This window comes from Abiotrophia defectiva ATCC 49176, from assembly GCF_037041345.1.
Classification (GTDB): Bacteria; Bacillota; Bacilli; order Lactobacillales; family Aerococcaceae; genus Abiotrophia.
This window is the reverse complement of sequence record NZ_CP146287.1, coordinates 1-26,123: the sequence shown is the minus strand read 5'-3', so window position 1 is coordinate 26,123 and position 26,123 is coordinate 1. Positions and strand designations below refer to the sequence as shown.

The window sequence follows — 26,123 nt, the reverse complement described above, 5'->3', positions numbered from 1 at the left end:
CATTTTATAGCTTAAGCCATTGTGTCATTACCACAATATATTGCCTATTCAATATATTAAAGGGGAAGCCCTAAAGCTTCCCCTTCAAAATTAATTGAATAGTCTGGTAAAGAACTGCCGAATTCCTTCTGCTAGACCGCTGAAGAAACGGCCAAGCCCGCGCCAAAACTTGGCCATAAATCCTGCTTCCTTAATGTCATGGCTGAGCTTGACACTGACACGGTTGGTCTTACTTGTAGGAAGAAACTGCATAGCATGTTGCTTAATAACTGCCTGCACCTGTCCAATTGCTTGTCCACCCGCTTGCGGCGCCTGAATATTCCAACCATTGTCAATGGCTGTCACTAGGTTAGAATCTGGCTCAAAGAGATAATCAATGCGAGGCGTGGTATCAACAATAGGAATTGCGAGGTCTAAATTTTCGCCATAATAGGCCTGTACTTGCTCAGGTTCACCATCGTGAGCTAACAATTGAGTAATCTGCGTGACCGAATCTCCTGTAGAGATAACGCGTTTAAGCTGATAGGTCCCATATACATAATCTAACAGTTTCTTACTATCATGATAGCTTTGAGCTGACTCGCTATTTCCTAGTGTGAGAACAATAACGCGAAAATTATCGCGCGCCATGGTCTGGACCGTTCCATAGCCATCGTGAGCTGTCGAGGCACTTAGTAGCCCATCAACTTGGTCATATTCATAGGCTTGGCCGGCTAACATTTGGTTGCTGTTATGCATCTCAAACTGATCATCAGTCCCTTGGCGGAAGAGCTTAGCAGCTATTTTGGTATTGTCTAAGAGTTCAGGATGGCGACTGACTAATTGGTAGCTTATAGCTGCTAGAATGATAGCATTGAGCTTATTCTGCTGCTTGCTTGCCACACCTTCTTCTTGTTCTACAAGGCCCGTTAGATTAACAAGCTCAGGAACTAGGGCCTGCCACTCTCCTCGGTCAACCTCATCAATCTTATCTGAATCCACTAGTATGGATTGAACCTTGGCTTGCATTAAGTCTTGGAAAGCTTCTTTGCTACCTGCTGTGTGCTCAGCTAGGGCTAGGAGAGCCCCGTTAGCAGAGCCAATTTCAACCGCCTCTAAAAGTTCGGCGACAGAGTAATCTAAGTCTTGTCGTAACGGTACATTGGACAATTCATAATTCTGACTCAGGGCATAAGCCTCATTAGATAGAGTCACACGATCATCCAAATGAATGCTCTCTTGGTCTAGCGCATCATAGATGATTAGCAAACTAAGCAGCTTGGTCAAATTTCCTACTTCTAGTAGTGCCATTGGATTCTTCTGATATAAAATTTGTCCACTAGCAGCATCTACCGCAATCGCAGACTGAGCGTTGAGATTGGGCTCTGTCCCAACTGCTTGGATAGCCGTTGTGGCTAAAGCCTGTAGTCCTAGCCATAGACCTAAAAAGGCTAGGAAGAAATTACTTTTTTTCATAGTACACCTTATTATTGGGGGGATTTTTGGGGGATTTCAATAGTAAAAATTGTTTCTTTTCCTTCTACCGTGGCATAAACACGGCCATGATGAAGTTCGACGATATTACGGACGATTGCTAATCCTAAGCCTGTTCCAGGTTGGTTAGCGCTACGTGACTGATCAGCCCGATAGCTTCTTTGGAAAATATCTTCTAACTCGCTCTTATCAAGCGGTTGACCATCATTCTTAACTTTAAAGTAGATATAGTCTTCTTCTTGATAGGCTAATAACTCAATATAATGTGCGCCAGCACCATATTTAAGTGCATTGGATAAAAGGTTATGGAAAACTCGCGCCATCTTATCGACATCAAAGCTAGCAAGCAAGTTCTGCGGCCGGATATCCAAGCGTAGCTCAATGGCTTTTTCTCTGGCGTTAAGTTCGAAGTCAGCCACTAACTGTTCCATGAAACGTAGTACCTGAACCTGAACTGGTCTGATTTCCGTCGTCGTCTGACGAGTAGCTGTATAAGTAAAGAGGTCCTGAACCAAGCTCTGCATCTGCTGGGCCTTCCGATAGGCAACGTGGGCATAACGGGCTAGTTCTTCCTGACTATGATATTGTTGGTTCTCAATCAAACCTAGGTAACCTATGACAGAAGTCAAAGGCGTACGGATATCATGTCCGATATTAGTAATAAGCTCATCCTTCGACTTTTCAATCTTCCGTTCTTCTTCAATGGCCTTGACCGTGCTATCTACCAAATGATTGATTGAGCTGACAACTTCATCCATCTCACCTAAGTCTGTCTGAGGAATACGAATCTCATAGTGGCCTTGCGCAATATATTTAAGATAGTCCAGAATGTGGGCTAACTTCATTTGATTAATGCGTCGCTTGACCCGCCAATTGGTGACAAGGATAGCAACCACACAGGAGGCAAGAGAAAAAATATAGACGGAGACAATAATTTGTTGGCGTGTTAAGCCTAGCATATGGCGTAGCGTAGTATCTAGGCCAAAGAAGTTTAATTTATAATCAATGGCTTGGCGATAGATCAAGAGAGCGCTGAGATAGAGTAAGAAGATTAAACTCATGGTAATAATGGCTTCTACGATGAGTTCGCTCCGCTCGCTTCGCGTCAAGCTCATGCTGAGTGGTTGAGGCGATTTTTTATCCTTATCCTTCAATCTTATAACCTACTCCCCATACGGTCTGAATGACACGTTCACCTTCTGTGGCCACTTCAATCTTATCCCGCAAATGGCTGACATGGACCATAACCGTCTTGGCTGACACAATACTTTCTTGGTTCCAAACGGCTTCAAATATTTCTTCGGCACTAAAGACTTGGTTGGGATGGCTAGCCAAAAGATATAGAATACCAAATTCTAAAGCCGTCAACTGAATGTCCTTATCCGTTAAGGTCTTTACTTCGTGGGAAGCGCGTCGAATAATTAAAGGGCCAATCTCGATTACATCCGGCTCTGCCACTTCCTTCTGGTAGGTGGACTGGCGACGCAAGATGGATTTGACCCGCGCAATAATTTCTAATGGGTTGAATGGCTTAGTAACATAATCATCAGCCCCACTGGTCAGTCCTTGAATTTTGTCTTGATCTGAACTTTTGGCGCTCAACATTAAGACGGGCGTCTCATAGTTTGCAGCGCGCAACTTATCTAGGACCTGCATTCCATCAACTTTTGGCATCATAATATCCAAAATGATTAGGCCAATTTCATGGTCCACATCGTTTTTAATGTAACTTAAGGCTTGATGGCCGTTATAGGCCTTAATTACGTCGTAACCTTCATTATGAAGATAAATATTGAGTAATTCAACAATTTCGCGATCGTCATCTGCTACCAAAATTCGCATCTTGCTGTCCTCACTTTCTTATCAAGTCTCCTTCATTATACATCAAACCAGATGCCCTGTGTCTTAAGTTTTATTAAAAGTTATAGACAAAGAAAAGATGCCCCTAGAGGCATCTCATTTAAAATCTTTAGCTACGAGAGTAGTTAGGTGATTCCTTGGTGATTTGAACGTCGTGTGGGTGAGACTCAATCAAGCCTGCACCACTCATGCGGATAAATTGCGCATCTTCACGTAGGGATTGGAGATTTGGTGTTCCACAGTATCCCATCCCTGAGCGAAGGCCCCCAATCATTTGGAAGACAATATCCGCCACGCTTCCCTTGTAGGCAACGCGACCTTCAATCCCTTCAGGTACACGTTTGTTGGCTTCGTTGGTGGCTTGGAAGTAACGGTCGCTTGAACCTTTTTCCATTGAAGCTAAGCTACCCATACCACGATAAACCTTGAAACGACGGCCTTGGTAGATTTCAAATTCACCTGGTGACTCGTCCGTACCAGCCAACATGCTCCCTAGCATGACCGCATGGCCGCCAGCGGCAAGGGCTTTAACGATATCCCCTGAATATTTAATCCCACCATCTGCAATAATAGCCTTGCCGTATTCTTTGGCAGCTGTCGCACAGTCATAAATAGCAGTTAATTGAGGCACACCGACACCGGCTACAACCCGGGTAGTACAGATAGAACCTGGTCCAATCCCGACTTTAACGACATCTACCCCTACTTCAAAGAGGTCCCGAGTGGCTTGAGCAGTTGCCACGTTACCAGCGATTATGGTGACATCTGGGAAGGTCTCACGAATTTCCTTAATCTTACGGATAACCCCAGCACTGTGGCCATGGGCAGTATCAATGACCAAAGCATCTACTTGCTCAGCAATGAGGGCACTTGCGCGATCGAAAGTATCACTGGTAATCCCTACAGCCGCCGCAACTAAAAGGCGACCGTGTTGATCCTTGGCAGAGTTAGGGAATTGAATGACTTTCTCAATATCTTTAATGGTGATTAAGCCGGATAGTCGACCTGATTCGTCGACAATTGGTAATTTTTCAATCCGGTGTTGATGAAGAATCTTTTCTGCCTCTTCTAGGGTCGTCCCAACCGGAGCAGTTACCAATTTTTCATGCGTCATGTATTCCACAATCTTATGGCTATAATCTGGAATGAAACGGAGGTCACGGTTGGTAATAATCCCGACTAACTTACGGCTTTCAAGGCTCTCTACAATCGGTACCCCACTAATCCGATAACGGCTCATTAATTCTTCCGCATCCTCAATCGTATTGTCAGGTGTTAAATAGAAAGGATCGATGATGACGCCATTTTCTGAACGTTTTACCTTACGAACTTCTTCAGCCTGTTCTTGAATGGACATGTTTTTATGGATGACACCCAGTCCACCTTGACGGGCCATAGCGATTGCCATGGTCGAATCCGTCACAGTATCCATGCTGGCACTAATAATTGGAATATTCAATTTTAGATTAGGCGCTAACTCAACTCTTAAATCCACATCATTTGGCAATACCTCGCTGCGCGCTGGCACCAGCAAGACATCGTCAAATGTGTATCCTTCACGTACAAATTTTGTTTCCCAACCTGACATTCTATTTCCTCCTTTGACTTCTCAGCAACAGTTATTTTTAATAAAATACCACTTTCGCCCCTTAGGAGCAAGCCTAAAGGCTCATTCTTTTTAAATTCTAATCTTGTTGCTTTACTTTAATCTCCTAGATCTTGCATACTAAAAAACCGACTCAGTTTACGACTGAATCGGTCTTTCAATTTTGTTAGAAAAGGCCACCCTTGATATTCCACCGCTTTTTGAGATAGAAGCGCAAGAGGAAGGTCAAGCCCCCTATAATGAAGTAGATATCATATGGAAAGACTGGATTGATAGCCGTTGGGAAGATGACGCTCGAGATGCTGACAGCAACAATCCACCCTAGCATAGCCAGAGAAGACACAGAGAAGTATTTAAAGTAGCCGCGCTTGCCTTTAGGCGCATCCATGTCTGGTAGCACCTTGGACACAATCAGCATGGCAATCCCTGCCACTAAGTAGTTAACGATTAAGGTGATTAAGCCCATATTGTTAATGGTTGCTTCACTATTTTGCCCTTGTCGCATAAGTGAGAAGCCCGTAATCAAAGTAAAGACAGATCCTAATAGTAAGCCACCATCGAGGGCAATCTTCCAATCGGCTGAGCGCTCGCCTTCTTCATCGCTAGGAAACCGCTGTTCTAAGATAACAGCCGTACATTCAGTCGGCGTGCCATATAATTGACGGGCAGTCTGCCCGGTCTGTTGACCCTCTTCCAAGGTTTCGCACATTTCTTGGTAGATTTGTTGTCGAATAGACTCGGTTAGATTAGCAGCTGCTAAGTTTCTATCCAGGGTCAACATATATTGTTGGTTGCGTTTGGTTAAACGGCCAAAAATTTCTGACTCTGTTAAGCTGGCAGAAGCCTCCTCAACTGCAACCTCTGCTTCCGTCTCTACTTGCTCTGTTTGTTTAATTTCTTCAGTCATGATTTTTCCTCCTATAGGCTATACGTTAAAGCGGAACAGCATAATGTCGCCGTCTTGTACAACGTATTCTTTACCTTCTGAACGTACACGACCTGCTTCTTTGGCGGCCTGCATACTTTGGTAAGTGACTAAATCTTGATAAGAAACCGTCTCAGCTCGGATAAAGCCACGTTCAAAGTCAGAGTGAATAATCCCAGCTGCTTGTGGCGCCTTCATACCTTGTTTGAAGGTCCAAGCTCGAACTTCTTGTTCCCCAGCCGTAAAGTAAGTGGCTAGTCCTAAGAGGCTATAGACATGTTGGATAAGACGGTCCAAACCAGATTCTTGCAAACCGAAGTCTTCCAAGAAGACAGCCTTCTCTTCATCATCCAATTCAGCAATTTCTTCTTCCAAACGCGCACAAATTGGTACGACATCTGCACCTTGGCTAGCCGCTAGCTCGCGCACCTGAGCTAAATATGGGTTATCCGAAGGATCCACCACTTCATCTTCACCAATATTGGCAACGTAAAGCATCTTTTTGCGTGTCAAGAGGAAGAGGTTGCGTACATAAGGTAGTTGTTCATCGTAGAAGTCAACAGAGTTAGCCAGTTGATTGTCTTCTAGCGCAGCTTTTAACTTTTCTAGAACCTCTAATTCCGCTACTGCATCTTTATCTTTAGATTTAGCTAGTTTGGCTACACGTCCAATACGCTTATCGATGGTTTCCAAATCGGCCAGAATTAATTCTAGGTTAATAGTCTCAATATCTGAAAGTGGGTCTACCTTACCTGAAACGTGCGTAATATTGCCATCGGCAAAACAACGGACCACGTGACAAATGGCGTCAACTTGGCGAATATGGCTTAAGAACTTGTTACCCAGCCCCTCACCACGGCTTGCACCTTTTACAATCCCGGCAATATCGGTAAACTCGATTGCAGTTGGCACCGTCTTTTTAGGTTTAACTAGTTTGGTAATTTCAATCAGTCGTTGATCAGGAACTTCAACAATCCCGACGTTTGGATCGATGGTAGCGAAGGGATAATTAGCCGCTTCGACACCTGCTTTTGTAATTGCATTAAATAGGGTAGATTTCCCAACGTTAGGAAGACCTACAATACCGGCTGTTAATGCCAATGTCATTCACTCTTTCTTTAGCTAGATTTTTTCGGGCGCTTTTTCTTTGATTTTCTTAAGTCGTTTTTCAAAGTCACGCCGGGTTAAGGTCACAATATGTCCGCAGTGACAGCATTTGATTCGGATGTCCATGCCCATACGGATAATCTGCCAACGGTTAGTTTGGCATGCATGAGGCTTTTTCATCTCGATAATGTCATGAAGATCATAGTCTTTTTGCATATAGTTCCCTCCTAGGCTTGAATTTGTAGCAAATCTAGGATACGCATGAGGTCAGATTCATCCATATATTCAATCTCAATCTTACCCTTGTCACCCCGCTGTTGAATCAAGGCCATGGTGCCAAAACGTTCTTGCAGTTTTTGCTCGCAAGCTAAGATATAAGATGGCTTTTTGTCTGCTTTCTTGGTCTTTTTGATTTGTTTGGCTTGGGACTTCTCATTGAGTTGTTGTACCAAGTCTTCTAACTGACGGACTGTTAGTTGTTCCTTGATGACACGTTGTGCTAGGGTCACCAACTGCTTCTTATCCTTAAGTGACAGCAGGGTTCTTGCTTGGCCCATAGATAGTGCTTCTTTTTGAACCAATTTCTTCACTTCATCTGGTAAAGTTAAGAGTCGTAGATAATTGGCAATATAAGGCCGGCTCTTCCCCATACGTTCAGCGACTTCTGCCTGGGTCAAATTCAACTTGTTCATGAGCATGTCGTAGGCTTCCGCCTCTTCCAGTGGACTCAAGTCCTCCCGTTGCAAGTTTTCCAAAACGGCAATCTCAATCATAACCCGTTCATCAAGTTGACGGACAATGGCCGGAATGGTGGTGAGCCCCGCTAGACGACTAGCTCTAACCCGACGTTCGCCGGCTACTAGTTCATAGCCTTTGATGGCTGACTTACGGACGATGATAGGTTGGAAGACGCCATTATTCCGAATGGAGTCGGCCAATTCATTGAGGGCCTCTTCATTAAAATGTTTACGCGGTTGATGTGGATTAGGACGAATAGCCTCTAAGCTGATTTCTTCAACTTGTTCAAACTCAGATGGCGTTTCTTCTAAAGGGGTAAATAAGGCATCCATGCCCCGACCCAAACCACTTCGTTTTTGCTTAGGTTTTGGTTTATTAGCCATTTGCAGCCACCTCCTTGGCTAAGTCCATATACATTTCAGCTCCACGAGATTTTGGATCATAGTCAATGACTGACTGACCATAGGATGGCGCTTCAGAGAGTCGGACATTACGTGTAATGATTGTCTGATAGACTTTTTCTTGGAAATATTTACGCACTTCTTCAACCACTTCATAACCCAAATTGGTTCGAGCATCCAACATGGTCAAGAGTACGCCTTCAATCCGAAAGTTCTTATTATAGGTACGTTGAACCAAGCGAATAGTGTTCAAGAGTTGGCTCAAACCTTCTAAGGCATAGTATTCGCACTGTACTGGAATCAAGATGGTATCACTCGCTGTAAATGCATTGAGCGATAACTGGCCGAGTGATGGTGGACAATCTACTAAAATATAATCGTAGTCAGCCTTGATAGGTTCAATAGCCTGTTTTAATCTTGATTCGCGGTGGTCTGCTGTTGCAAGTTCAATTTCCGCCCCTGCTAATTGTAGGGTAGATGGTAAAATCCAGAGATTCTCGCGAGAAGTAGGCAAGATAGCTCCCGCTGCTTCAATTTGATCGACTAGGACTTCGTAGACGCTTTGCTTAACGTCAGCCCGTTCAATCCCTAAACCACTGGTTGCATTCCCCTGTGAGTCCATATCAATAATCAGGACTTTCTTGCCTTGGAAAGCCAGGGCAGCTCCCAAGTTGACGGTAGTCGTTGTTTTACCAACGCCACCCTTCTGATTTCCGATTGCAATCATTCTTCCCATAGCTTACCTCCTAGGCTTTTATTGGATTCTTCGCAGGTTTACCTGCCTTACGCGGATACTTATTAGGCGTCTCTTTTGTTTTTTGAATCAGAATATAACGGCGGTCTGCTGACTCAAATGGCAACTGGTCTTCCGTTACCTTGATTAGCTTGGCACCTAGAACACGAATGGCTGCCCCTGCTTCTTCTAGCTCCTGGTCTGACTTCTGTGCTTTCAATGCCAAGAACTGGCCTCCAATCTTAACTAAAGGAAGGCAGTATTCTGCTAGAACATTAAGGCTTGCGACCGCCCGAGCTGTTACTAAGTCAAACTGACCTCGATAGACAGGATTTTGTCCTACATCTTCAGCACGTCCATGGACACAGGATACCCCTTCTAAGTCAAGTTCTTGAGCCAAATGTTCAATGAAGGTTAGACGCTTCTGGAGTGAGTCGACGATCGTCACTTGCAATTCCGGATGAGCGATTTTTAATGGGATACTTGGAAATCCTGCGCCAGCCCCAACATCACAGAGTTGAAGGGCGTAATTATCCAAGGGCATATTCCATAGAGCCATTAAGCAGTCATAAAAATGCTTGAGGTAGACTTCTTCACGTTGGGTAATGGCCGTTAAATTCATTTTCTCATTCCACTCAACCAAGAGTTGAAAATAGCGCTCAAATTGGGCAATTTGCTGGTCATTCAGCACTAGTCCATGTGCGGCGCATTGGGCAATAAATGTCTCTGGATTCATGGATGAGAGCCTTCTTTCTTGTGAATAATCCGTGAAACAAAAAAGTTTCACAACCACTATTTACTTTACCGTATATCCGAAAAAATAGCAACTGATAGCTGCCCATTTTTGTCTCTAATTAGGTCGAATGTTTCACGTGAAACAATAAAGGGACTGACCTAGTCAGTCCCTTTAAGATGTAAACTTAGCCTTCTACAACATGAACGTTAAGTTTGGCGGTCACGTCATGATGTAACTTAGCTGCTACATGGTGGTAGCCTAAGGAAGCTAAGTTTTGTTCTAGCTGAATCTTGCGTTTATCAATACTGAGGTTATACTGTTTTTTAAGTTCTTCAGCGATTTGTTTCGATGGGATGGTCCCAAAGAGACGACCATCTGCGCCTGACTTTGCTTTAATTACAATCACAGTTTTTTCATCTTCGAGTTTTTCTTTAAGGTCTTTTGCTTGAGCCAATTCTTCAGCCTCTAAGCGTGCCTTAGCTTTATTTTCAGCATTTAATTGATTAACTGCAGCATTATCAGCAAGTTTAGCTAAGCCATTCTTGATTAAGAAGTTACGGCCATAGCCCTCCGATACTTCAATCAATTGACCCTTTTTTCCTTGTTTTTTTACGTCTTGTAGTAAGATTACTTTCATCAACTTTCCTCCTTATTACGTTGAATGGTCTCTACTAAGTCTTGATAGACTTGATCAAGACTTGATTCCTTTATTTGAGTTGCAGCAGTAGTCAAATGACCACCCCCACCCATTTCTTCCATCAAGGTCTGGACATTAAGCCCACCCATGGAACGGGCACTGATCCCGATTGTTTGATCAGGGCGCTCAAATATAACAAAAGAAGCTTCTACTTTTTTAAGTGTTAGCATGACATCCGCTGCTTGAGAGGCTGTCACATTGTCATAAACTTTTCCCTCTTGAGCCTTAGCCACAATAATATCTTCGCCGATATAATGTGCTTGAGCTATAATCTCGTTACGCTCTAACAATCGCTTAAGATCTTCCTTAAGCAGCTGCTGAATTAAGTGTTCATTAGCACCACGAGACTTAAGATAACTTGCTGCATCAAAAGTTCTCGACCCTGTGCGACTGGCAAAGTTATTAGTGTCCACAATAATACCAGCTAAGAGAGCTGTTGCCTCTGTTTTGTTCAGTGTCTCGTGACTGTTCCGCATATAGATGAAGAATTCCGTAACTAATTCTGACGTTGATGAGGCATAAGGCTCAATGAAGGTTAGGACTGGCTTAGTAGGGAAATCTTCACTTCGGCGGTGATGATCAATGATGACCACCTCATGCTCATTCACTAGTGGTCCAGCAGCAGATAAGCTAGGTCTGTGGTGATCCACCATGACAACGAGAGTACGATTATCAACAATCTCTTGAGCTTCCTCTAAACTAATGAATAGATTGGAGGCCTCATTCTTGATTGCAGGAAATTCAAGAAGCTGAGCCACATCATCAGATAACTCCTGGCGATCAAGGATAATTCTAGCAAATTTACCCTGTTGGCTTACAATTTTATGAATTCCTAAGGCTGACGCAACAGCATCCATATCAGGATATTTATGGCCCGCAATAATCACACGGTTGGCTTGTTCGACAGAGGTCAGCAGGGCCTGATAAACCAATTTAGAACGTGTAATTGAGCGTTTTTGGTTAACGTTCAACTTACCACCATAAAAACGGGCTTGACCGTTGTGTGAGCGAACTACAGTCTGATCACCCCCACGCGCTAAAGCTAACTCTACATTAAGTTGAGCTTGATTGGCTAGTTCATCAAGCCCATAATAGGTGTCCTCTGAGTATGCAAGTCCTACACTTATCGATACAGGGATCGACTGTTTAGCTTCTGTTTCTTTTATGCTTTCTAGCGTTTTGAATTTATCCTTCTCCAACACATCTAGGGCTGCTTGATTAGCTAATATTAAAAACCGATCATCTTCTAAACGTTTGAGATAAAGGTTGAATTGATTAGCCCATTCTCGCAAACCATTTAATAGTTTAGCATCAAAGAGCGAAGTCTCACTGTCATCCATGGACTGTACTAATTCATCGTATTCGTCAATAAGCAAGTAGCCAAAGACTATACGATCATACGCTCTTTGAGCTACCATCTTATGTTCAGGCGTTTGATCAATAAAGTAAATCGCCTGATAGGACGGTTGATGTAGATAACGGTAATACTTTTGATTTATCTCAATAGTTTGCCATTGTTTTTCTGGATTTTTTTGGTTTATAATTTCTCCTAAACCTGGATGTAACTTAGCAAGTGGCTGTCCCAGAAGTTGTAGATTCCCATAATGATGCTGAAACTCTGGGTTAACCCAGGCTACCTCGTGCTTATTATTGTAGATAAGCACCGCAATAGGAGCACGATACAAGGCATCTTCTTGCGCTAAGTGCAAGGTTGGTGCCACACTAGAGTACTGCTGTTCTAAATATTGCATGTAACCTTCAAAATGATTAAATCCAATCAGTATAAATAAGAACATTAACACTAGCATCAGAAGTGCTATCCAGGGCATATAAGCAAGCGTTGCTAGAATAATAGAGAGATAAAAGACGGTAAAAAACAATACTGGCCACTTCATTGAAGAGCGGTCCAACAGTTTTATAAACTGCCTTATTCTATCTTTTTTCACTGTCCACCTCCTAGTAGTTTTATTCTCCTCTATTTTACCACATTTATTCTAGTTTCTCTAGTTGGCGAGGAATGTTTCACGTGAAACAAAAAAGACTAGAACCGAAGTTCTAGTCAGTAAAATTAGTCTTGTACAGTAAATGGTAAAAGACCCATAATCCGTGCACGTTTAATAGCAACGGTTAAAGCACGTTGGTGCTTCGCGCAAGTCCCAGTTACACGACGTGGTAAGATTTTCCCTTTTTCAGAAATGAAACGTTTGAGTAAATCTACGTCTTTGTAGTCAGGATGATCGATATGGTTTGCGCAGAAGAAACATACTTTTCTACGACGGCGACGGCCGCCACGGCGTTGTTGTTGTTCAGCCATATGTCATACTCCTTATTAATTCTTAGAATGGTAAATCATCTTCAGAAATATCAATTGGGTGACCTTCATCCATGAATGGAGAAGTGCTTGATGAAGAAAATGATTGATTATAGTTATTTTGATTCATTTGTGGCTGTGATTGGTATCCGCCTCCACCACCTGCACCATAAACACCTGCTTGGTGATCAGTGTTTGGACTAGAGACAGGGCGTTGTTCAGTCACAGAACGAGATTCTAGCAAATCGAAGTTGTTAACAACCACTTCGGTTACATATACTCGTTGGCCTTGTTGATTATCATATGAACGTGTTTGAAGACGTCCATCAATAGCAATCAAGGAGCCTTTACGCGTGAAGTTAGCTAAGTTTTCAGCTGCCTTCCGCCAAATCACACACGAAATGAAGTCCGCTTCACGTTCACCTTGTTGGTTAGTAAAATTACGGTTAACCGCAATGGTAAAAGAACCGACTGCAGTGCCAGATGAGGTAAAACGTAATTCAACATCACGGGTTAAACGTCCGACTAATTGTACAGTATTCATGTTGGTTCCTCCCTCAAGATGTTTCACGTGAAACAATTAAGCTTCGACTTTGACGATCATGTGACGTAAGATATCACGGTTGATTTTCGCAAGACGGTCGAATTCGTTAATGCCTTGTGCGTTTTCAGCGACAACATTCACGATATGGTAAATACCTTCTTTGTAGTCGTTGATTTCGTAAGCAAAACGTTTTTTCGCCCAGTCTTTCGATTCAACAACTTCAGTACCGTTCTCAGTTAAGATTGAATCGAAACGCTCGACCAATTCTTTCTTAGCATCATCTGTTAAATCAGGACGGATGATGTACAAGATTTCGTATTTAGTTGCTTGACTCATTGACTGCACCTCCTTTTGGACTATTGGCTCATAAAGAGCAAGGAGAGTATGGAAATAGTCACATACTCACATCTATTAATTATACGCGAGCCTAGCAAGAATTGCAAGCAATAATCAGAAGAATCTCCCATAAGTCTATTAACAAAAATATCCCCCAAAAAGGGGGATGGAGTTACTTAGCATTCCTGACGACACAACTTATAGCAAAAGTTCCCAATGATGGCCATGGCGATGGCACGCTGCAAGTATGGATTTCCTAAAATGGACAACCAAAGGCTGGTGCTTGATCCTATCGTGACTTCTATCAAAAGACTTAAGAGAAGGACAACAAGTAAAACCATATTGATTAGCCGATTAGGACGAGTACATGACATAAGAGTTTCCCCCTATTCTTTTTCTAATCCATTGTGACGATAGAGTAGAACGAAAACCAAACTAAGACCTAATAACCAAGCTAAAGCTACTAAGACTTCTCTCAGAGGCAAGCTAGCATCAGCAAAGTTACGCGCCCAACTGAAGAAGAAGTTAGTGTATAGATAGGGCGCAACCTTAGCCAAAGGTTCACTAAACATGGAATAGAAAGGAACTAAGATTAAAATCATCAAAGGGAAAATACTGTAGGCTGTAGCCTCAGATGAATTTTTAGCGAAAATTCCTGAAATAAAGCCAATAATAGATCCAGAAACAATGGTTGATAGGCTGACAATCCCATACTTAAGAAGAGATAAATCAGTAAAGCTCATACCTGATAAAGGAATCAAGAGGTAGCTGAGTAACATTAAGAGAACAACCGTTGGCAGTAGGGTAGCAATGAGAAATTCTAAGCTGGTTACCGTTGAAGTCATCAAGACCCGCAAGGTTTTCTTTTCCTTTTCCTCAACTAAGCTCATCATGCCAGTCATGGCACTTCCCATCCCTGCGATAAAGATGAAACCCATGGAAATAATCATGATACTACGTACATTTCCTTGAGCAAATTCATCCGTTCGAGGTAAGATAAAATTCATAGCAACCGGCATAATCATACCCATTAACAAAATAGGTAAAATCTGCATATTAACAACGATTTGGTAAATTTTGAATTTTGAAATAGTCCAGATTTTGTGTAAGTTCATCATAGTAATTCTCTCCCTGTCTTAGCAATAAATACTTCTTCTAACGTTGGTTCATTGGAATGGATGGTTTCGACTAAGTCTTGGCTTAACCATTCATTCAGTTGCGCAATCCCTGCCGGATCCTGATTAATAACTACCTGACTCTTGTCTTTTAAGCCTACTTCTAACTTGCGTTCTCGCTTAAAGTTTAAGCAAGTATTTCTTGGCGTATCGAGCGAAACAATCTTCCCATCATTGAGGAGAGCCACTCGATCACAGAGTTTAGTCGCTTCTTCCATATTATGTGTTGTGAGGAAGATGGTGGTCCCTTCAGCTTGCACTTCCTTCAGTAACTTATGAATGGCTTGAGCAGTTGCTGGATCCAAACCGGAAGTTGGTTCATCTAGGAAGAGCACCTTAGGCGAATGGAGAAGGGCACGGGCCAATACTAGACGCTGACGCATCCCTTTCGATAAACGGCGGGCAAGTTTCTTCTTATCTTGAGCCAATCCAACGCGTTCAAGTAAGAAGTCAATCCGCTTCTTATCAACCTTAAGTAGATCGGCGAAAAACTTCATATTATGATAGACAGAAACATTTTCGTAGAGACCTGAGTTATCCGTGACGATTCCGACTTCCTGATAGATATCTTGAGTCAGAGCATCAGTTGCTATTCCTAATAATTTAGTTTCACCTGAGCTAGCGAGTAGTTGACCAGTTAAGATTTTAATGGTGGTTGTTTTACCTGCACCTGATGGTCCTAAAAATCCAAAAATTTCTCCAGATTCAACTGAAAAATCTAAATGATTGAGCGCGGTTTGATTTTTAAATTGTTTGACGAGGTCGCGTACCTCGATAACAGATGTGTGTGACATGTGACTGCCTCCTTCTGGTATTTGCTTTGATGACTATAGTCTACACCGACTTTTGACTTTTGACGTAAAAAATCGCCCAAACGTACGGCCAAAAAGTCAAAAAGAGGCCCACTCGGCCCAAGTGTGGAAAAAACGGGCTGAGTGGTACCTCATAAATGGCTATAATTCAATTAATTGTCGCAAAGAGTCCAATCGACTACGCGACAGAGGTAAGAGTGTTTCTTTAGGCTTCTTGAGAATCAAAGTATAAGAATTCTTAGAATAGGACACCAATTCGTTAATTCGCTGGAGATTAACCAGGTAAGATCGATGACATCTGAAGAAGCCAAAGTGCTTCAACTTATCTTCTAAGTCAGACAAGGTCATGGCAGTCGGATAAGAATCACCATTAACTTGAACAGTCGATACGCTATTAATGCTTTCAATATAATCTATTTCATTTGGATTAAAGTAAACAGTCTTATCACTAAGTTTGCAGGCAACCTTAAAGACGCGGTTGAGCTCAGTCGCCGTTAATTCTTCTGCTTCCTTACCTTCTGAATCCGATTCTTCCTCTGAGACATCTACCAATTCTAATCCATTTTGAACCTGGTAACGATAGGTCACGATATTAAGGAGAACTAATTCTTCTAGCGAGGTAGCCGTAATCAAGAGGGTTAGGGAGAGAGACTTGATATAATCCAAAGCCTTAAGATATAGACCTACACCGTCATGACTTAATAGCGAAATGGGGCTTTCTAGGTAGAGCAAATCTGGTTGCTTAAGAGTAGCTCGTAGCAACTGCAAGCGATGACGCTGATCAGACGTCAAATCCTTGATACGATAATTTACTAAATCCGATAAGGCGAAGGCCTCATAGAGCTCAGATAAGCTGCCAGCATAGCCAGTCAAACGACTAAAAAGAGTGACAGCTACTTTAACTGTCTGACCTTCATAGACTCCATCATCTAAACGACAGCTTGCCATCGACTTAAAACTACGGTTGATTTGACCACTAGTTGGTCGCTCACGCTCCACCAAAAGCTCATAGAATATTTGCCGTTCATCTTGCGTGAACTTAATTCCTAGATGCTGCCTTGCTTCAATACTAAAATTCAAATCCTTGAGTAACATGCCATTCTGCGACTGCTTCATCACATCTTGCCATTCACATAACTTCATGGCCTCATCCTCCTTTTATAGATAGAGTCGATTCCGTTTTTGTCGATAAGAAATTGTCAAAACAATCAGACTAGCTAGTAGCCACACGCCATAAACCAACAAATCTATCCCCAAACCACCATAATCTAAATGAAGTAACCAGGCATTGGCACGTCCAGTATAAAAATAAGGCATCAATCCTGCTAAATGGTCATTCATTCTACTAAATAAAGGAATAAAGGCTATGGCTAACATGGGGACTATACTTGCAGCATTTGCTGTTGCAGACCGATCAAAGATTAAACCAAAAATCAATCCCAAGATACTAGAAATTAGAAAGCACATACCAAAATGGAAAATCATGCCAAAAATAGAGCCTAAATACTGATAATCTAGGTTCATTAAAGGCAAGCTTATCATTACTGTCACCCACATAGTAATCTGTGTCATAATTACTAGGGACAGTAAATAAACCCAAGGCCTAACATGACTATCTAATAAAATACGTAAAGTTTTATGCTCCTTATCCTCAGTTAAATTCAACATAGCAAGCGTAATAGGAGACACGCTACCTAAAAAGGAAAAAAACATAATCATAACAAAGCCTTGTCGTTCTATAGAACTCACATCGTTTGGAAGAATAAAATTCATTATTACTGGATATAAAATCGTTATATATATCATAGGTGATATTTTGACAGACGCAAAACTCTGCTTAAATTTTACTCCAACCAGAGTCCAGACTTGTTGCCAAGTTTTCATGGGATAATCCCCCTCTCTCAAAACCTTTCTCTAAGTCTTAATCTTATCCCTTCTTAACTATCATGTCAAATTATGCTAAGACAACAAAAGAAGTTGGCTCCCAATAAAGGGACCCAACTTCTTGATTGAACTTCTTATTCTTCTTCAGAATCCGAGTCATCCTTGGCTTCTTCGGTATCTACTTCCGTTTCAGCCAGTTCTTGAGTTTCTTCACCTGTCTTCATGATCTTGGTAATAGAACTTACCTTAGCTCCATCATCTAGACGAATCATTTTGACCCCAAGGGTAGCGCGTGAAGTGACAGAGATGCTAGCAATATTGAAGCGGATTACAACCCCTTGATCTGTCATGACCATGAGGTCCTCATCGCCTTCAGTCGCTACGATACCAGCAAGCTGACCAGATTTAGCAGAAATATTAGAGGTCTTAATCCCTTTACCGCCTCGGTTCTTAACAGCATACTCGCTAGCTGGGGTTTGCTTACCATAACCACGCTCGGTTACAACTAAGACATTAGATTCAGGGTTTAAGACGGCCGCCCCAACAACATAGTCACCCTCACGCAGTTTCATCCCACGTACACCAGTCGCTGTCCGGCCCATGATACGGGCATCTGTTTCTGCGAAAGTCATAGCATAACCATTGTGGCTACCGATAATAATGTTTTGCTGACCGTTTGTGACTAAGACGTTGATTAATTCATCGTCTTCGCGCATGTTGAGAGCAATCAAGCCATTATTGCGGATGTTGGCGTAGGCGTTAACGTCAGAACGCTTCACAATCCCATTCTTGGTTACAAAGAAGAGGTATTGATCTTCTTCACTTGGATGAAGGGCAATGATTTCCTTAACGTATTCTTCCTTCTCGATATTGAGGAGGTTGACCACTGGAATCCCCTTGGCAGTCCGACCATATTCAGGAATATCATAACCTTTACTTTGGTAGACTTTCCCTTTATTAGTGAAGAAGAGTAGGCTGTCGTGAGTCGAGCAAGAAACAAGGGTCTGGATATTATCATTATCACTCATACCCATACCTTTGACCCCACGGCCACCACGGTTTTGGACTTGGAATTCATCCTGGGTCATACGTTTGATGTAACCATTAGAGGTCAAAGCAATCAAGACATCTTCTTCCTCAATCAAGTCTTCATCTTCGATGCTGGTTAATTCGCCAACACGCAATTCCGTCCGACGCTCACCTGGAAAGCGATTCTTGATATCTGCCAATTCGTCTTCAATAATAGCCATAATGTTGGCCTCTGAACTCAAAATTTCAGTTAAGCGACGAATTAATTCCATCAAATCGTTATATTCTGCTTCAATCTTCTCACGTTCCAAACCAGTCAAGCGAGCTAGACGCATGTCTAGGATTGCTTGGGCCTGAATTGGCGAGAATTCAAAACGTTCAATTAACTGAGCCTTGGCCACTTCTGTATCGTGAGAGCCACGAATAATGGCAATAATCTCATCAATGAAGTCTAACGCCTTACGCAAACCTTCTAAGATGTGAGCCCGGTCTTCGGCTTTGCGTTTTTCAAACTCAGTCCGACGACGAATAACTTCGATTTGGTACTCCAAATACTTGGTCAAGATTTCCTTGAGGCTCATAATCTTTGGAACACCTTTGTCAATGGCTAACATATTGAAGCCAAACGTAACTTGAAGGGCAGTGTATTTATAGAGATTGTTGAGCACGACATTGGCACTGGTGTCGCGTCGTACTTCTACAACAATCCGCATACCTTCACGACCAGATTCATCGGCCACATAGGTAATCCCTTCAATTTTCTTCTCCCGAGCTAATTCGGCAATCCGCTCTACTAACTTAGCCTTGTTGACCCCATAGGGAATCTCGGTCACAACAATTCGTTCCTTGTCATGGGCCATTTGCTCGATTTCGACGCGGCTTCGAACAATAATCTTGCCTTTACCAGTTTGATAGGCCTTTCGGATACCTGATTTACCCATGACAATCCCACCTGTTGGGAAGTCAGGACCAGGTAAAGCTTCCATCAGCTCATTAACTGACACCTCTGGATTTTTCATCAAGAGACTGAGGGCATCAATGGTTTCACCTAAGTTATGAGGCGGAATATTAGTTGCCATCCCGACCGCAATCCCGGCTGCCCCGTTGACTAAGACGTTAGGGAAACGAGAGGGGAGGGTTACAGGTTCTTTTTCTTCTTGAGAATAGTTGTCCTTGAAATCAACGGTATCCTTATTGATATCCTTGAGCATTTCCATGGCAATCTTAGACATACGCGCCTCAGTATACCGCATTGCCGCTGCCCCGTCGCCATCGACAGAACCAAAGTTACCATGGCCATCGACTAGTAGTTCCCGATAACTAAAAGGTTGGGCCATCCGGACCATGGCTTCATAAATCGCCGAGTCCCCGTGTGGGTGATATTTACCCATAACGTCCCCGACGATACGAGCCGATTTCTTATAAGGTTTATCCGGAGTAACTCCCATTTCATTCATCCCGTAGAGAATACGGCGGTGAACCGGCTTAAGTCCGTCACGTACATCAGGCAAGGCCCGAGAAACAATGACGCTCATGGCATAATCTAAGAAGGAAGTCCGCATCTCGTTAGAGAGATTGACGACCTCATAATTATGCCGTGTATGATCAAAGCTTTCACTCATACTATTAGTTCCTTTCTCCTTGTCGCAGCCTGCTAGATATCAAGGTTTTCGACATAGACAGCATTATCTTCAATAAAGGCCCGCCGTGGTTCTACATCGTCACCCATCAACATTTCCAGGACGGCTTCCGCTTCAATAGCATCTTCCACCGTCACCTGTAACATACGGCGATTTTCTGGATTCATGGTTGTTTCCCATAATTGGTCTTCGTTCATTTCCCCAAGACCCTTATAGCGCTGAATAGTGTAGCGCGCGTTAGGATTTTCTTCTTGCCACTCCTTGAGTTCCGCATCAGTATCTAGGTAAATAGCACGCTTACCTTGTTTAACTTGATAGAGCGGTGGTTTAGCAATATAAACATAACCTGCATCTAAAAGTGGACGCATATAGCGATAAATCAAGGTCAGGAGTAGGGTTCTGATGTGAGCCCCATCGACGTCCGCATCGGTCATAAGAATAAGCTTATGATAACGAGCTTTAGCTACATCGAATTCTCCCCCGAATCCAGTCCCCATAGCAGTAAAGAGGGAACGAATTTCTTCGTTATTAAGGATTTTATCCATGGACGCTTTTTCAACGTTAAGGATTTTACCACGAATAGGCAAAATGGCTTGGTACATACGCGAACGACCCTGCTTGGCTGAACCGCCGGCTGAGTCCCCCTCGACGATAAATAATTCGCAGAGTTCAGCTTCACGGCTAGAACAGTCAGCTAATTTACCAGGTAGGTTACTAATTTCCATGACTGACTTACGTCTTGTCATTTCCCGTGCACGCTTAGCCGCCATACGAGCCTTAGCCGCTAAAATCCCTTTATCGACAATAATGCGTGCCACTTTAGGATTTTCCATCAGGTAAACATCAAACCCATTGGAGAAGAGTCGGTCTGTGATGGCCCGTACTTCGGAGTTGCCTAATTTTGTCTTAGTTTGTCCCTCAAATTGAGGATCTGGGTGTTTAATAGAGAGAACCAAGGTTAAGCCTTCACGGACATCTTCACCTGTTAGGTTCTCGTCATTCTCCTTGATTAAGTTCATCTTACGTGCATAATCATTGATAACCCGCGTTAAACCAGTCTTAAAGCCGGCTTCATGAGACCCACCCTCATGGGTGTGAATATTGTTGGCAAAGGACAGAATGGTTGTATGATAACTATCCGTATACTGCATGGAAATTTCGACTTGGATATCATCGACTTCGCCTTCAATGTAAATTGGTTCTTCAAAAATTGGCGTCTTATGTTGATTAAGATGTTGTACATAGCTCTTAATCCCACCTTCATAGTGGAAGCTATCTTTTTCTTCTTGATCCAGACGCTTATCTTCAATGGTAATCCGCAAACCCTTGTTAAGAAAGGCTAACTCGCGAATCCGTTTCTTCAAACGATCATATTCAAAGACAGTTGTTTCAGTAAAGATAGCAGGGTCTGGTAAAAAGTTGACCTTGGTCCCTGTTTCTGTAGCTTGACCGATAACTTCGAGGTCGCCTTCAACGGCTCCACGATGGTAACGTTGTTGATAGAGTTTCCCGTCACGCGAAACTTGAACGGTTAATTCAGTAGACAAGGCGTTTACGACAGATGCCCCCACACCGTGGAGACCCCCCGATACCTTATAACCGCCACCGCCAAATTTACCACCAGCATGGAGTACCGTAAAGACTGTTTCAACCGCTGGACGGCCTGTTTGAGGTTGAATATCAACAGGAATCCCCCGCCCATTATCTTGAACGGTAATACTATTATTGGCTTCAATGGTTACTTCGATATGATCACAATAACCAGCCAAGGCTTCGTCGATTGAGTTATCCACAATTTCCCAAACTAAGTGGTGTAAACCGACAATCGAGGTAGACCCGATATACATACCGGGACGCTTGCGGACGGCTTCTAAACCTTCTAAGACCTGAATCTGACCCGCATCATACTGTTGGGGTGCTTGCATTTGTTCCGTCATAGTGTTCTCCTTTACTGATGTTACCTGCTGAGATATAGAAAATCTCGGCATGAGGCAACTGATGTAGTTTAAGGCCCTTAATCGTCGCAGTCGTCAGGATGGTTTGGACCTTATCTTTAATATAAGACATCAAAATATGTTGGCGATCGTCATCTAGCTCTGATAAGACATCATCTAAGAGTAGAACGGGATATTCGCCTCGTGCTTGTTTAATAAGCTCAATTTCAGCCAGTTTTAAACTCAAGACAATGGTACGTTGCTGACCCTGAGATCCGAAGAATTGGGCTTTTTTATCATTTACATAGGTCATAAAATCATCGCGGTGAGGCCCAAACAAGGTCGTTCCTTGATTACGCTCACGACTGGCATAAGTGCTAGCTTGATCGAGGAGTTGCTTGATTCTTTCCTCTAAGGTTAAAGGCTGATAAACTTGGCTACCATTGACATATTCAAGATGTAACTGGTCACGACCATTGGATAGATTCTGATGGATAGGACTAGCGATTTGCCCTAATTTTTCAAGAAATTCCATGCGATATTGAATCAAATGAGCACCTTCTTGGCATAGTTGCTCAGTCAAAATTTCAAAGAAGACTTGATCGAATTTCTTGCCTCGTCCCTCCTGCTTGAGGTAGCTATTGCGCTGTTTAAGCAAACGCTGGTAGGTTAAGAGGTGATTAAGATAAATGGGATTGGCCTGACCTAACTCGATATCTAGGAAACGACGCCGTAAATTAGGTGCCCCCTTGATTAGTTGCATATCTTCTGGCGCAAATAGCACCGTATTGAATTGCCCCACAAAATGGCTAAGCTTCGATTGATCTAAATAATTAACCTGAGCTACCTTGCCTTTTTTGGTCAAGGTTAAAGCCAGGGGAATTTCATAGTTCTTGGTTTCAATAACCGCTTCAATCCGCGCCTGTTCTTGGTCCCACTCAATCATTTCGCTATCATGATTCGTTCGGTGACTTTTAGCCAAGGACAAGAGAAAAATCGATTCTAAGAGGTTAGTCTTGCCCTGGGCATTTTCACCTGTCAGAATAGTTAAACCCGGTCCTAGGCAAAGCTCAATCCCTTGGTAATTACGAAAATGGCTTAACTTTAAGGTCTTAAGCTTCATCTGCAACCATCAAGGCATCAAAATCCAAAGCCGGAATGGTGACCTGATCCCCTGGATAGAGCTTACGCCCTCGGCGTGTTTCCTGCTCCTGATTCACCAAGACCTTTTCTTCTGACAGAAACCATTTGGCTTGGCCACCTGTTGTAATGATGCCTTCATTTTTCAATACCTGTCCTAGGGTAATGAAATCTGACTCAATGCTTATTTCTTGTCTTGCCATTTTATCACCTTAACCTATCTTGATTTTAGACCTTTACCCTCTAATTATACTCTTTTTTTTCGATTTAAGCAATTTTTCTGGTAAATAAGCCCTATAGTTAGCTAAATAAAAAAACGCCTAAAAAGGCGCTTTTTTTTAGTTTTAGATTTTTAAGCGTGGTGAGTACGGATTGGCGTTAAGAGTTGGATCAAGTCATTATGACCTTCTTCAACTTTATCTTCGCGGAGCAATAATGGCCGTTCACCTGAGATAAAGCCTAATTTAATGGTGGTATCACCGAAGGATTTAACAGCATCACGCATGTAATCAGGGTTGAAGGCAATTGTTAAGTCGTCCCCTTCCAAGCTATCATAGCTTAACTCTTCGGTAGACTGACCAATTGAAATACCTTGTACTAGAAGCGCCACACTGCCTTGACTCATTTTGAGTTGAACCACATTAGACTTAGCCACATGAACTAAGAGCGCTGCCCGCTCCAAAGCCTGGCTGAAGGATTGGGTGTTGACGGTTAATTCTGTATTGTAAGTAGTTGGAATTAAGCGGCTAGTATCTGGGAAAGTTCCCTCTAGTAAACGAGAGTAAATGACTAGATTATCAAAATGGAAAACTAGTTGCTGAGCCATAACATAGAAAGTCACGTTAGTTTCGTCATCTAAGATACGAGTCAACTCAATCACTGTTTTTTTAGGAATGGTAATATTCAGTCCCTTGAGACTTGGATTGAGATCCTTAATTGGAATATCGCGTTTACTCAAACGATGACTATCAGTTGCGACCCCAGTCAAGTAACCATCATGGAAAGAAAGATTCAAACCAGTTAAAATTGGACGGTTTTCTTGGTTAGAGGCAGAGAAGATAGTTTGGTTGATTAACTTCTTAAATAGTAGACCTGGTAAGGTGACAGGCTTATCTTCATCTGTTTCCGGTAAGACAGGGTATTGGCTACTGTCGACCCCTTGGATAGTAAAGACCGCTTTACCTGATGTTAATTGAACATTATAGTGGTCTTGAACTTCAATCTCTACCTGATTAGTTGGTAGCTTTCGCACAATATCAATGAAGAGGCGTGCTGATAAGACAATACTACCTGGTGTGGTAACTTGAAGTTGGGCTGCCTCTTGGCTTGTTTCAATGACACTTTCAATGGAAATGCTAGCGTCACTACCAGTTAAAATCAGACGATCTGATTTTAGTTCTAACTTCATCCCAGTTAAGACAGGAATAGCTGCTTTACCTGGAATAGCCCGTGCTACATGGTTGAGTTGATTAATGAAGTAATCACGGTTAATCGAAAAATGCATGGTGGTCGACTCCTTTTATTCATAAATATAATAAGATAAATATATATAGTCTTCTTCATCATAAGGCTTGTGGATTCTGTGGAAGACTGTTTTGAGTGGGAAGATAAAGGGATTTTTACATGTGGAAAACCCTGTGCATAATTATCCACAAGTGTTTAGACTTATCAACAAGCTTACTGACCTAGTTTTTGTTTGAGCTCATTGAGCTCCTGTTTGAGTCGAGCATTATGTTGTAATTCGTCATTGATTTTCTCATAGGCATGGATAATGGTGGTGTGATTACGCTTGCCGAAGGCTTCACCAATTTTAGGGAAGGAGACATCCGTTAATTCACGACAGAGATACATGGCAACTTGACGGGGATGAACGATTTCCTTAGTTCGTTTCTTACCCTTTAATTCATCTATTTCGACATTATAGTAGCGTCCAACCTGGGTGACAATCTCATCAATGGATAGCTTATCGCCCATAGTTGGAGTTCCATTGAGGAGACTAGATAGGGCTTCGGCCGCTAAATTAGTGGTAATCTCACGGTTGTGGATAGTCGCATAGGCTGTGACCCGCGTCAAGGCACCTTCTAGTTCCCGAATATTGGTATTCACATGGCTGGCGATATATTGCAGGGTATCGGCCGAGAATTCATTACTTGCTTTCTTACGTAAGATGGCAATCCGCGTTTCGAAGTCTGGTGGCGTAATATCAATCTGTAAGCCCCAAGCAAAGCGACTAATCAGTCGATCTTCTAAGCCACTTAAGGAACTTGGCAGACGGTCACAGGTCATCACAATCTGTTTGCCGTGATTATAGAGTTCATTAAAGGTATGGAAGAATTCTTCGCGCGTCTTGTTTTTATTACTTAAAAACTGAATATCATCAATCAAGAGCACATCAATCTTCCGGTACATATGGCGGAATTCTTCGATTGTATTTTTCTCTAAAGCGGTTATAAAGTCATTAGTAAAGGATTCAGTCGTGGCATACTTAATCTTAGCATGCGGTTGGCGGCTAAGGATTTCGTTCCCAATAGCCTGCATGAGGTGGGTTTTACCTAGCCCTACGCCCCCATAAATCAGGTAAGGATTGTAAGTCTCTCCCGGCGCGTCACAGACGGTCAAGGCTGCTGCATGGGCCATTTTATTGGCCTCCCCGATGACAAAATTAGAGAAGGTATAGTTAGGATTTAATTGGGAGCGACTGTATGAACTCGGTTCATTGGGTTCCATCTCCAAGGGAGAAATATGAACTGGCGTCTGGACTACTGGAGTATTTACTTGCTGCTTAGAAGGTGACACCACATATTTGGCTTGGTACTGACGACCAAAGGTAGATAAGGAAAAATCTACTACGACATTCTTAAGCTTCCCCTGTTCCCAGAAGTTCCGAATAAGACTATTGGGAACGCGCAGTTTAAAGGAGTTTTCTGTTAATTCCATGATGTCAGCACTAGAAACGAAAGCTTCAAAAGTCTTTTCGTCTAAACCACCATAGTGGCGTATATATTCTAGGAGTTCTTGCCAAAAGAGCTCTTTCTCTTCCAT

At 42.6% G+C, this 26,123-nt stretch carries 25 protein-coding genes; all 25 read right to left on the bottom strand.

Features of this window, described 5'->3' with window-relative positions; genetic code table 11:
• Positions 1 to 90: 90 nt before the first annotated feature.
• The 25 genes from V7R82_RS00125 to dnaA all read right to left on the bottom strand — a co-directional run bounded on the left by V7R82_RS00125 (position 91) and on the right by dnaA (position 26,123).
• Complete coding sequence (locus V7R82_RS00125) at positions 91 to 1,455, bottom strand: hypothetical protein (protein WP_338542730.1); 1,365 nt, start codon at positions 1,453 to 1,455, stop codon at positions 91 to 93.
• Positions 1,456 to 1,466: 11 nt separating this feature from the next.
• Complete coding sequence (locus tag V7R82_RS00120) at positions 1,467 to 2,627, bottom strand: HAMP domain-containing sensor histidine kinase (RefSeq protein WP_338542729.1); 1,161 nt, start codon at positions 2,625 to 2,627, stop codon at positions 1,467 to 1,469.
• Positions 2,617 to 3,315: a response regulator transcription factor gene (locus tag V7R82_RS00115; protein ID WP_338542728.1), complete on the bottom strand. Its 699-nt coding sequence runs from the start codon at positions 3,313 to 3,315 to the stop codon at positions 2,617 to 2,619. Before V7R82_RS00115 ends, V7R82_RS00120 begins: the two co-directional genes overlap by 11 nt.
• A gap of 127 nt (positions 3,316 to 3,442) precedes the next feature.
• On the bottom strand, positions 3,443 to 4,921 hold the full coding sequence (guaB, locus tag V7R82_RS00110) for an IMP dehydrogenase (protein ID WP_070756483.1): 1,479 nt from the start codon (positions 4,919 to 4,921) through the stop codon (positions 3,443 to 3,445).
• 184 nt (positions 4,922 to 5,105) lie between these two features.
• Positions 5,106 to 5,846: a DUF1129 domain-containing protein gene (locus V7R82_RS00105; RefSeq protein ID WP_338542727.1), complete on the bottom strand. Its 741-nt coding sequence runs from the start codon at positions 5,844 to 5,846 to the stop codon at positions 5,106 to 5,108.
• Between the two features lie 18 nt (positions 5,847 to 5,864).
• Complete coding sequence (ychF, locus tag V7R82_RS00100; RefSeq protein ID WP_070756487.1) at positions 5,865 to 6,965, bottom strand: redox-regulated ATPase YchF; 1,101 nt, start codon at positions 6,963 to 6,965, stop codon at positions 5,865 to 5,867.
• 21 nt (positions 6,966 to 6,986) lie between these two features.
• Positions 6,987 to 7,187: a DUF951 domain-containing protein gene (locus V7R82_RS00095; RefSeq protein WP_023392593.1), complete on the bottom strand. Its 201-nt coding sequence runs from the start codon at positions 7,185 to 7,187 to the stop codon at positions 6,987 to 6,989.
• 11 nt (positions 7,188 to 7,198) lie between these two features.
• Positions 7,199 to 8,092: a ParB/RepB/Spo0J family partition protein gene (locus tag V7R82_RS00090; RefSeq protein ID WP_291429417.1), complete on the bottom strand. Its 894-nt coding sequence runs from the start codon at positions 8,090 to 8,092 to the stop codon at positions 7,199 to 7,201.
• Positions 8,085 to 8,846 (bottom strand): ParA family protein, encoded by a 762-nt coding sequence (locus tag V7R82_RS00085; RefSeq protein ID WP_023392591.1) that lies wholly within the window; start codon positions 8,844 to 8,846, stop codon positions 8,085 to 8,087. The genes V7R82_RS00090 and V7R82_RS00085 overlap by 8 nt, the downstream gene beginning before the upstream one ends.
• Positions 8,847 to 8,856: 10 nt before the next feature.
• Positions 8,857 to 9,579, bottom strand: a complete 723-nt coding sequence (rsmG, locus tag V7R82_RS00080) for a 16S rRNA (guanine(527)-N(7))-methyltransferase RsmG (protein WP_314692545.1) — start codon at positions 9,577 to 9,579, stop codon at positions 8,857 to 8,859.
• Positions 9,580 to 9,763: 184 nt separating this feature from the next.
• Positions 9,764 to 10,216 carry a 50S ribosomal protein L9 gene (gene rplI / locus V7R82_RS00075; protein ID WP_314692543.1) on the bottom strand — a complete coding sequence of 151 codons (453 nt, stop codon included), beginning with the start codon at positions 10,214 to 10,216 and terminating at the stop codon, positions 9,764 to 9,766.
• A complete protein-coding gene (locus tag V7R82_RS00070; RefSeq protein WP_314692541.1) occupies positions 10,216 to 12,027 on the bottom strand; it encodes a DHH family phosphoesterase in 1,812 nt (603 codons plus the stop codon). The genes rplI and V7R82_RS00070 overlap by 1 nt, the downstream gene beginning before the upstream one ends.
• 317 nt (positions 12,028 to 12,344) lie before the next feature.
• The gene (rpsR, locus tag V7R82_RS00065) at positions 12,345 to 12,590 is read right to left on the bottom strand and encodes a 30S ribosomal protein S18 (RefSeq protein ID WP_023392587.1); all 246 of its coding nucleotides are present in this window, start codon (positions 12,588 to 12,590) and stop codon (positions 12,345 to 12,347) included.
• 22 nt (positions 12,591 to 12,612) lie between these two features.
• Positions 12,613 to 13,131 carry a single-stranded DNA-binding protein gene (gene ssb / locus V7R82_RS00060; RefSeq protein WP_314692539.1) on the bottom strand — a complete coding sequence of 173 codons (519 nt, stop codon included), beginning with the start codon at positions 13,129 to 13,131 and terminating at the stop codon, positions 12,613 to 12,615.
• A gap of 36 nt (positions 13,132 to 13,167) precedes the next feature.
• Positions 13,168 to 13,467, bottom strand: coding sequence for a 30S ribosomal protein S6 (gene rpsF / locus V7R82_RS00055; RefSeq protein WP_023392585.1), 300 nt, complete (start codon positions 13,465 to 13,467; stop codon positions 13,168 to 13,170).
• A gap of 386 nt (positions 13,468 to 13,853) precedes the next feature.
• Positions 13,854 to 14,585 (bottom strand): ABC transporter permease, encoded by a 732-nt coding sequence (locus tag V7R82_RS00050; protein WP_070756476.1) that lies wholly within the window; start codon positions 14,583 to 14,585, stop codon positions 13,854 to 13,856.
• Positions 14,582 to 15,436 (bottom strand): ABC transporter ATP-binding protein, encoded by an 855-nt coding sequence (locus V7R82_RS00045; protein WP_070756475.1) that lies wholly within the window; start codon positions 15,434 to 15,436, stop codon positions 14,582 to 14,584. The genes V7R82_RS00050 and V7R82_RS00045 overlap by 4 nt, the downstream gene beginning before the upstream one ends.
• Before the next feature lie 159 nt (positions 15,437 to 15,595).
• The gene (locus V7R82_RS00040; RefSeq protein WP_311468042.1) at positions 15,596 to 16,597 is read right to left on the bottom strand and encodes a LytTR family DNA-binding domain-containing protein; all 1,002 of its coding nucleotides are present in this window, start codon (positions 16,595 to 16,597) and stop codon (positions 15,596 to 15,598) included.
• Between the two features lie 15 nt (positions 16,598 to 16,612).
• On the bottom strand, positions 16,613 to 17,338 hold the full coding sequence (locus V7R82_RS00035) for an ABC transporter permease (RefSeq protein ID WP_291430485.1): 726 nt from the start codon (positions 17,336 to 17,338) through the stop codon (positions 16,613 to 16,615).
• Positions 17,339 to 17,472: 134 nt separating this feature from the next.
• Positions 17,473 to 19,989: a DNA gyrase subunit A gene (gene gyrA / locus V7R82_RS00030; protein ID WP_306486136.1), complete on the bottom strand. Its 2,517-nt coding sequence runs from the start codon at positions 19,987 to 19,989 to the stop codon at positions 17,473 to 17,475.
• Between the two features lie 32 nt (positions 19,990 to 20,021).
• On the bottom strand, positions 20,022 to 21,944 hold the full coding sequence (gene gyrB, locus V7R82_RS00025; RefSeq protein WP_314255541.1) for a DNA topoisomerase (ATP-hydrolyzing) subunit B: 1,923 nt from the start codon (positions 21,942 to 21,944) through the stop codon (positions 20,022 to 20,024).
• Positions 21,910 to 23,064, bottom strand: coding sequence for a DNA replication/repair protein RecF (gene recF, locus V7R82_RS00020; protein ID WP_338542719.1), 1,155 nt, complete (start codon positions 23,062 to 23,064; stop codon positions 21,910 to 21,912). The genes gyrB and recF overlap by 35 nt, the downstream gene beginning before the upstream one ends.
• Positions 23,054 to 23,284 carry a S4 domain-containing protein YaaA gene (gene yaaA, locus V7R82_RS00015; RefSeq protein WP_314692534.1) on the bottom strand — a complete coding sequence of 77 codons (231 nt, stop codon included), beginning with the start codon at positions 23,282 to 23,284 and terminating at the stop codon, positions 23,054 to 23,056. Before yaaA ends, recF begins: the two co-directional genes overlap by 11 nt.
• Before the next feature lie 149 nt (positions 23,285 to 23,433).
• Positions 23,434 to 24,585 carry a DNA polymerase III subunit beta gene (dnaN, locus tag V7R82_RS00010; RefSeq protein WP_314063618.1) on the bottom strand — a complete coding sequence of 384 codons (1,152 nt, stop codon included), beginning with the start codon at positions 24,583 to 24,585 and terminating at the stop codon, positions 23,434 to 23,436.
• 173 nt (positions 24,586 to 24,758) lie between these two features.
• Positions 24,759 to 26,123, bottom strand: coding sequence for a chromosomal replication initiator protein DnaA (gene dnaA / locus V7R82_RS00005; protein WP_338542715.1), 1,365 nt, complete (start codon positions 26,121 to 26,123; stop codon positions 24,759 to 24,761).

Coding starts and splice junctions, on each gene's coding strand:
- V7R82_RS00125 (WP_338542730.1), bottom strand. CDS start 1,455: ATGAAAAAAAGTAATTTCTTCCTAGCCTTTTTAGGTCTATGGCTAGGA.
- V7R82_RS00115 (WP_338542728.1), bottom strand. CDS start 3,315: ATGCGAATTTTGGTAGCAGATGACGATCGCGAAATTGTTGAATTACTC.
- guaB (WP_070756483.1), bottom strand. CDS start 4,921: ATGTCAGGTTGGGAAACAAAATTTGTACGTGAAGGATACACATTTGAC.
- V7R82_RS00105 (WP_338542727.1), bottom strand. CDS start 5,846: ATGACTGAAGAAATTAAACAAACAGAGCAAGTAGAGACGGAAGCAGAG.
- V7R82_RS00095 (WP_023392593.1), bottom strand. CDS start 7,187: ATGCAAAAAGACTATGATCTTCATGACATTATCGAGATGAAAAAGCCT.
- V7R82_RS00090 (WP_291429417.1), bottom strand. CDS start 8,092: ATGGCTAATAAACCAAAACCTAAGCAAAAACGAAGTGGTTTGGGTCGG.
- V7R82_RS00085 (WP_023392591.1), bottom strand. CDS start 8,846: ATGGGAAGAATGATTGCAATCGGAAATCAGAAGGGTGGCGTTGGTAAA.
- rsmG (WP_314692545.1), bottom strand. CDS start 9,579: ATGAATCCAGAGACATTTATTGCCCAATGCGCCGCACATGGACTAGTG.
- rplI (WP_314692543.1), bottom strand. CDS start 10,216: ATGAAAGTAATCTTACTACAAGACGTAAAAAAACAAGGAAAAAAGGGT.
- V7R82_RS00070 (WP_314692541.1), bottom strand. CDS start 12,027: ATGCAATATTTAGAACAGCAGTACTCTAGTGTGGCACCAACCTTGCAC.
- rpsR (WP_023392587.1), bottom strand. CDS start 12,590: ATGGCTGAACAACAACAACGCCGTGGCGGCCGTCGCCGTCGTAGAAAA.
- ssb (WP_314692539.1), bottom strand. CDS start 13,131: ATGAATACTGTACAATTAGTCGGACGTTTAACCCGTGATGTTGAATTA.
- rpsF (WP_023392585.1), bottom strand. CDS start 13,467: ATGAGTCAAGCAACTAAATACGAAATCTTGTACATCATCCGTCCTGAT.
- V7R82_RS00050 (WP_070756476.1), bottom strand. CDS start 14,585: ATGATGAACTTACACAAAATCTGGACTATTTCAAAATTCAAAATTTAC.
- V7R82_RS00045 (WP_070756475.1), bottom strand. CDS start 15,436: ATGTCACACACATCTGTTATCGAGGTACGCGACCTCGTCAAACAATTT.
- V7R82_RS00040 (WP_311468042.1), bottom strand. CDS start 16,597: ATGAAGTTATGTGAATGGCAAGATGTGATGAAGCAGTCGCAGAATGGC.
- V7R82_RS00035 (WP_291430485.1), bottom strand. CDS start 17,338: ATGAAAACTTGGCAACAAGTCTGGACTCTGGTTGGAGTAAAATTTAAG.
- gyrA (WP_306486136.1), bottom strand. CDS start 19,989: ATGAGTGAAAGCTTTGATCATACACGGCATAATTATGAGGTCGTCAAT.
- gyrB (WP_314255541.1), bottom strand. CDS start 21,944: ATGACGGAACAAATGCAAGCACCCCAACAGTATGATGCGGGTCAGATT.
- recF (WP_338542719.1), bottom strand. CDS start 23,064: ATGAAGCTTAAGACCTTAAAGTTAAGCCATTTTCGTAATTACCAAGGG.
- yaaA (WP_314692534.1), bottom strand. CDS start 23,284: ATGGCAAGACAAGAAATAAGCATTGAGTCAGATTTCATTACCCTAGGA.
- dnaN (WP_314063618.1), bottom strand. CDS start 24,585: ATGCATTTTTCGATTAACCGTGATTACTTCATTAATCAACTCAACCAT.
- dnaA (WP_338542715.1), bottom strand. CDS start 26,123: ATGGAAGAGAAAGAGCTCTTTTGGCAAGAACTCCTAGAATATATACGC.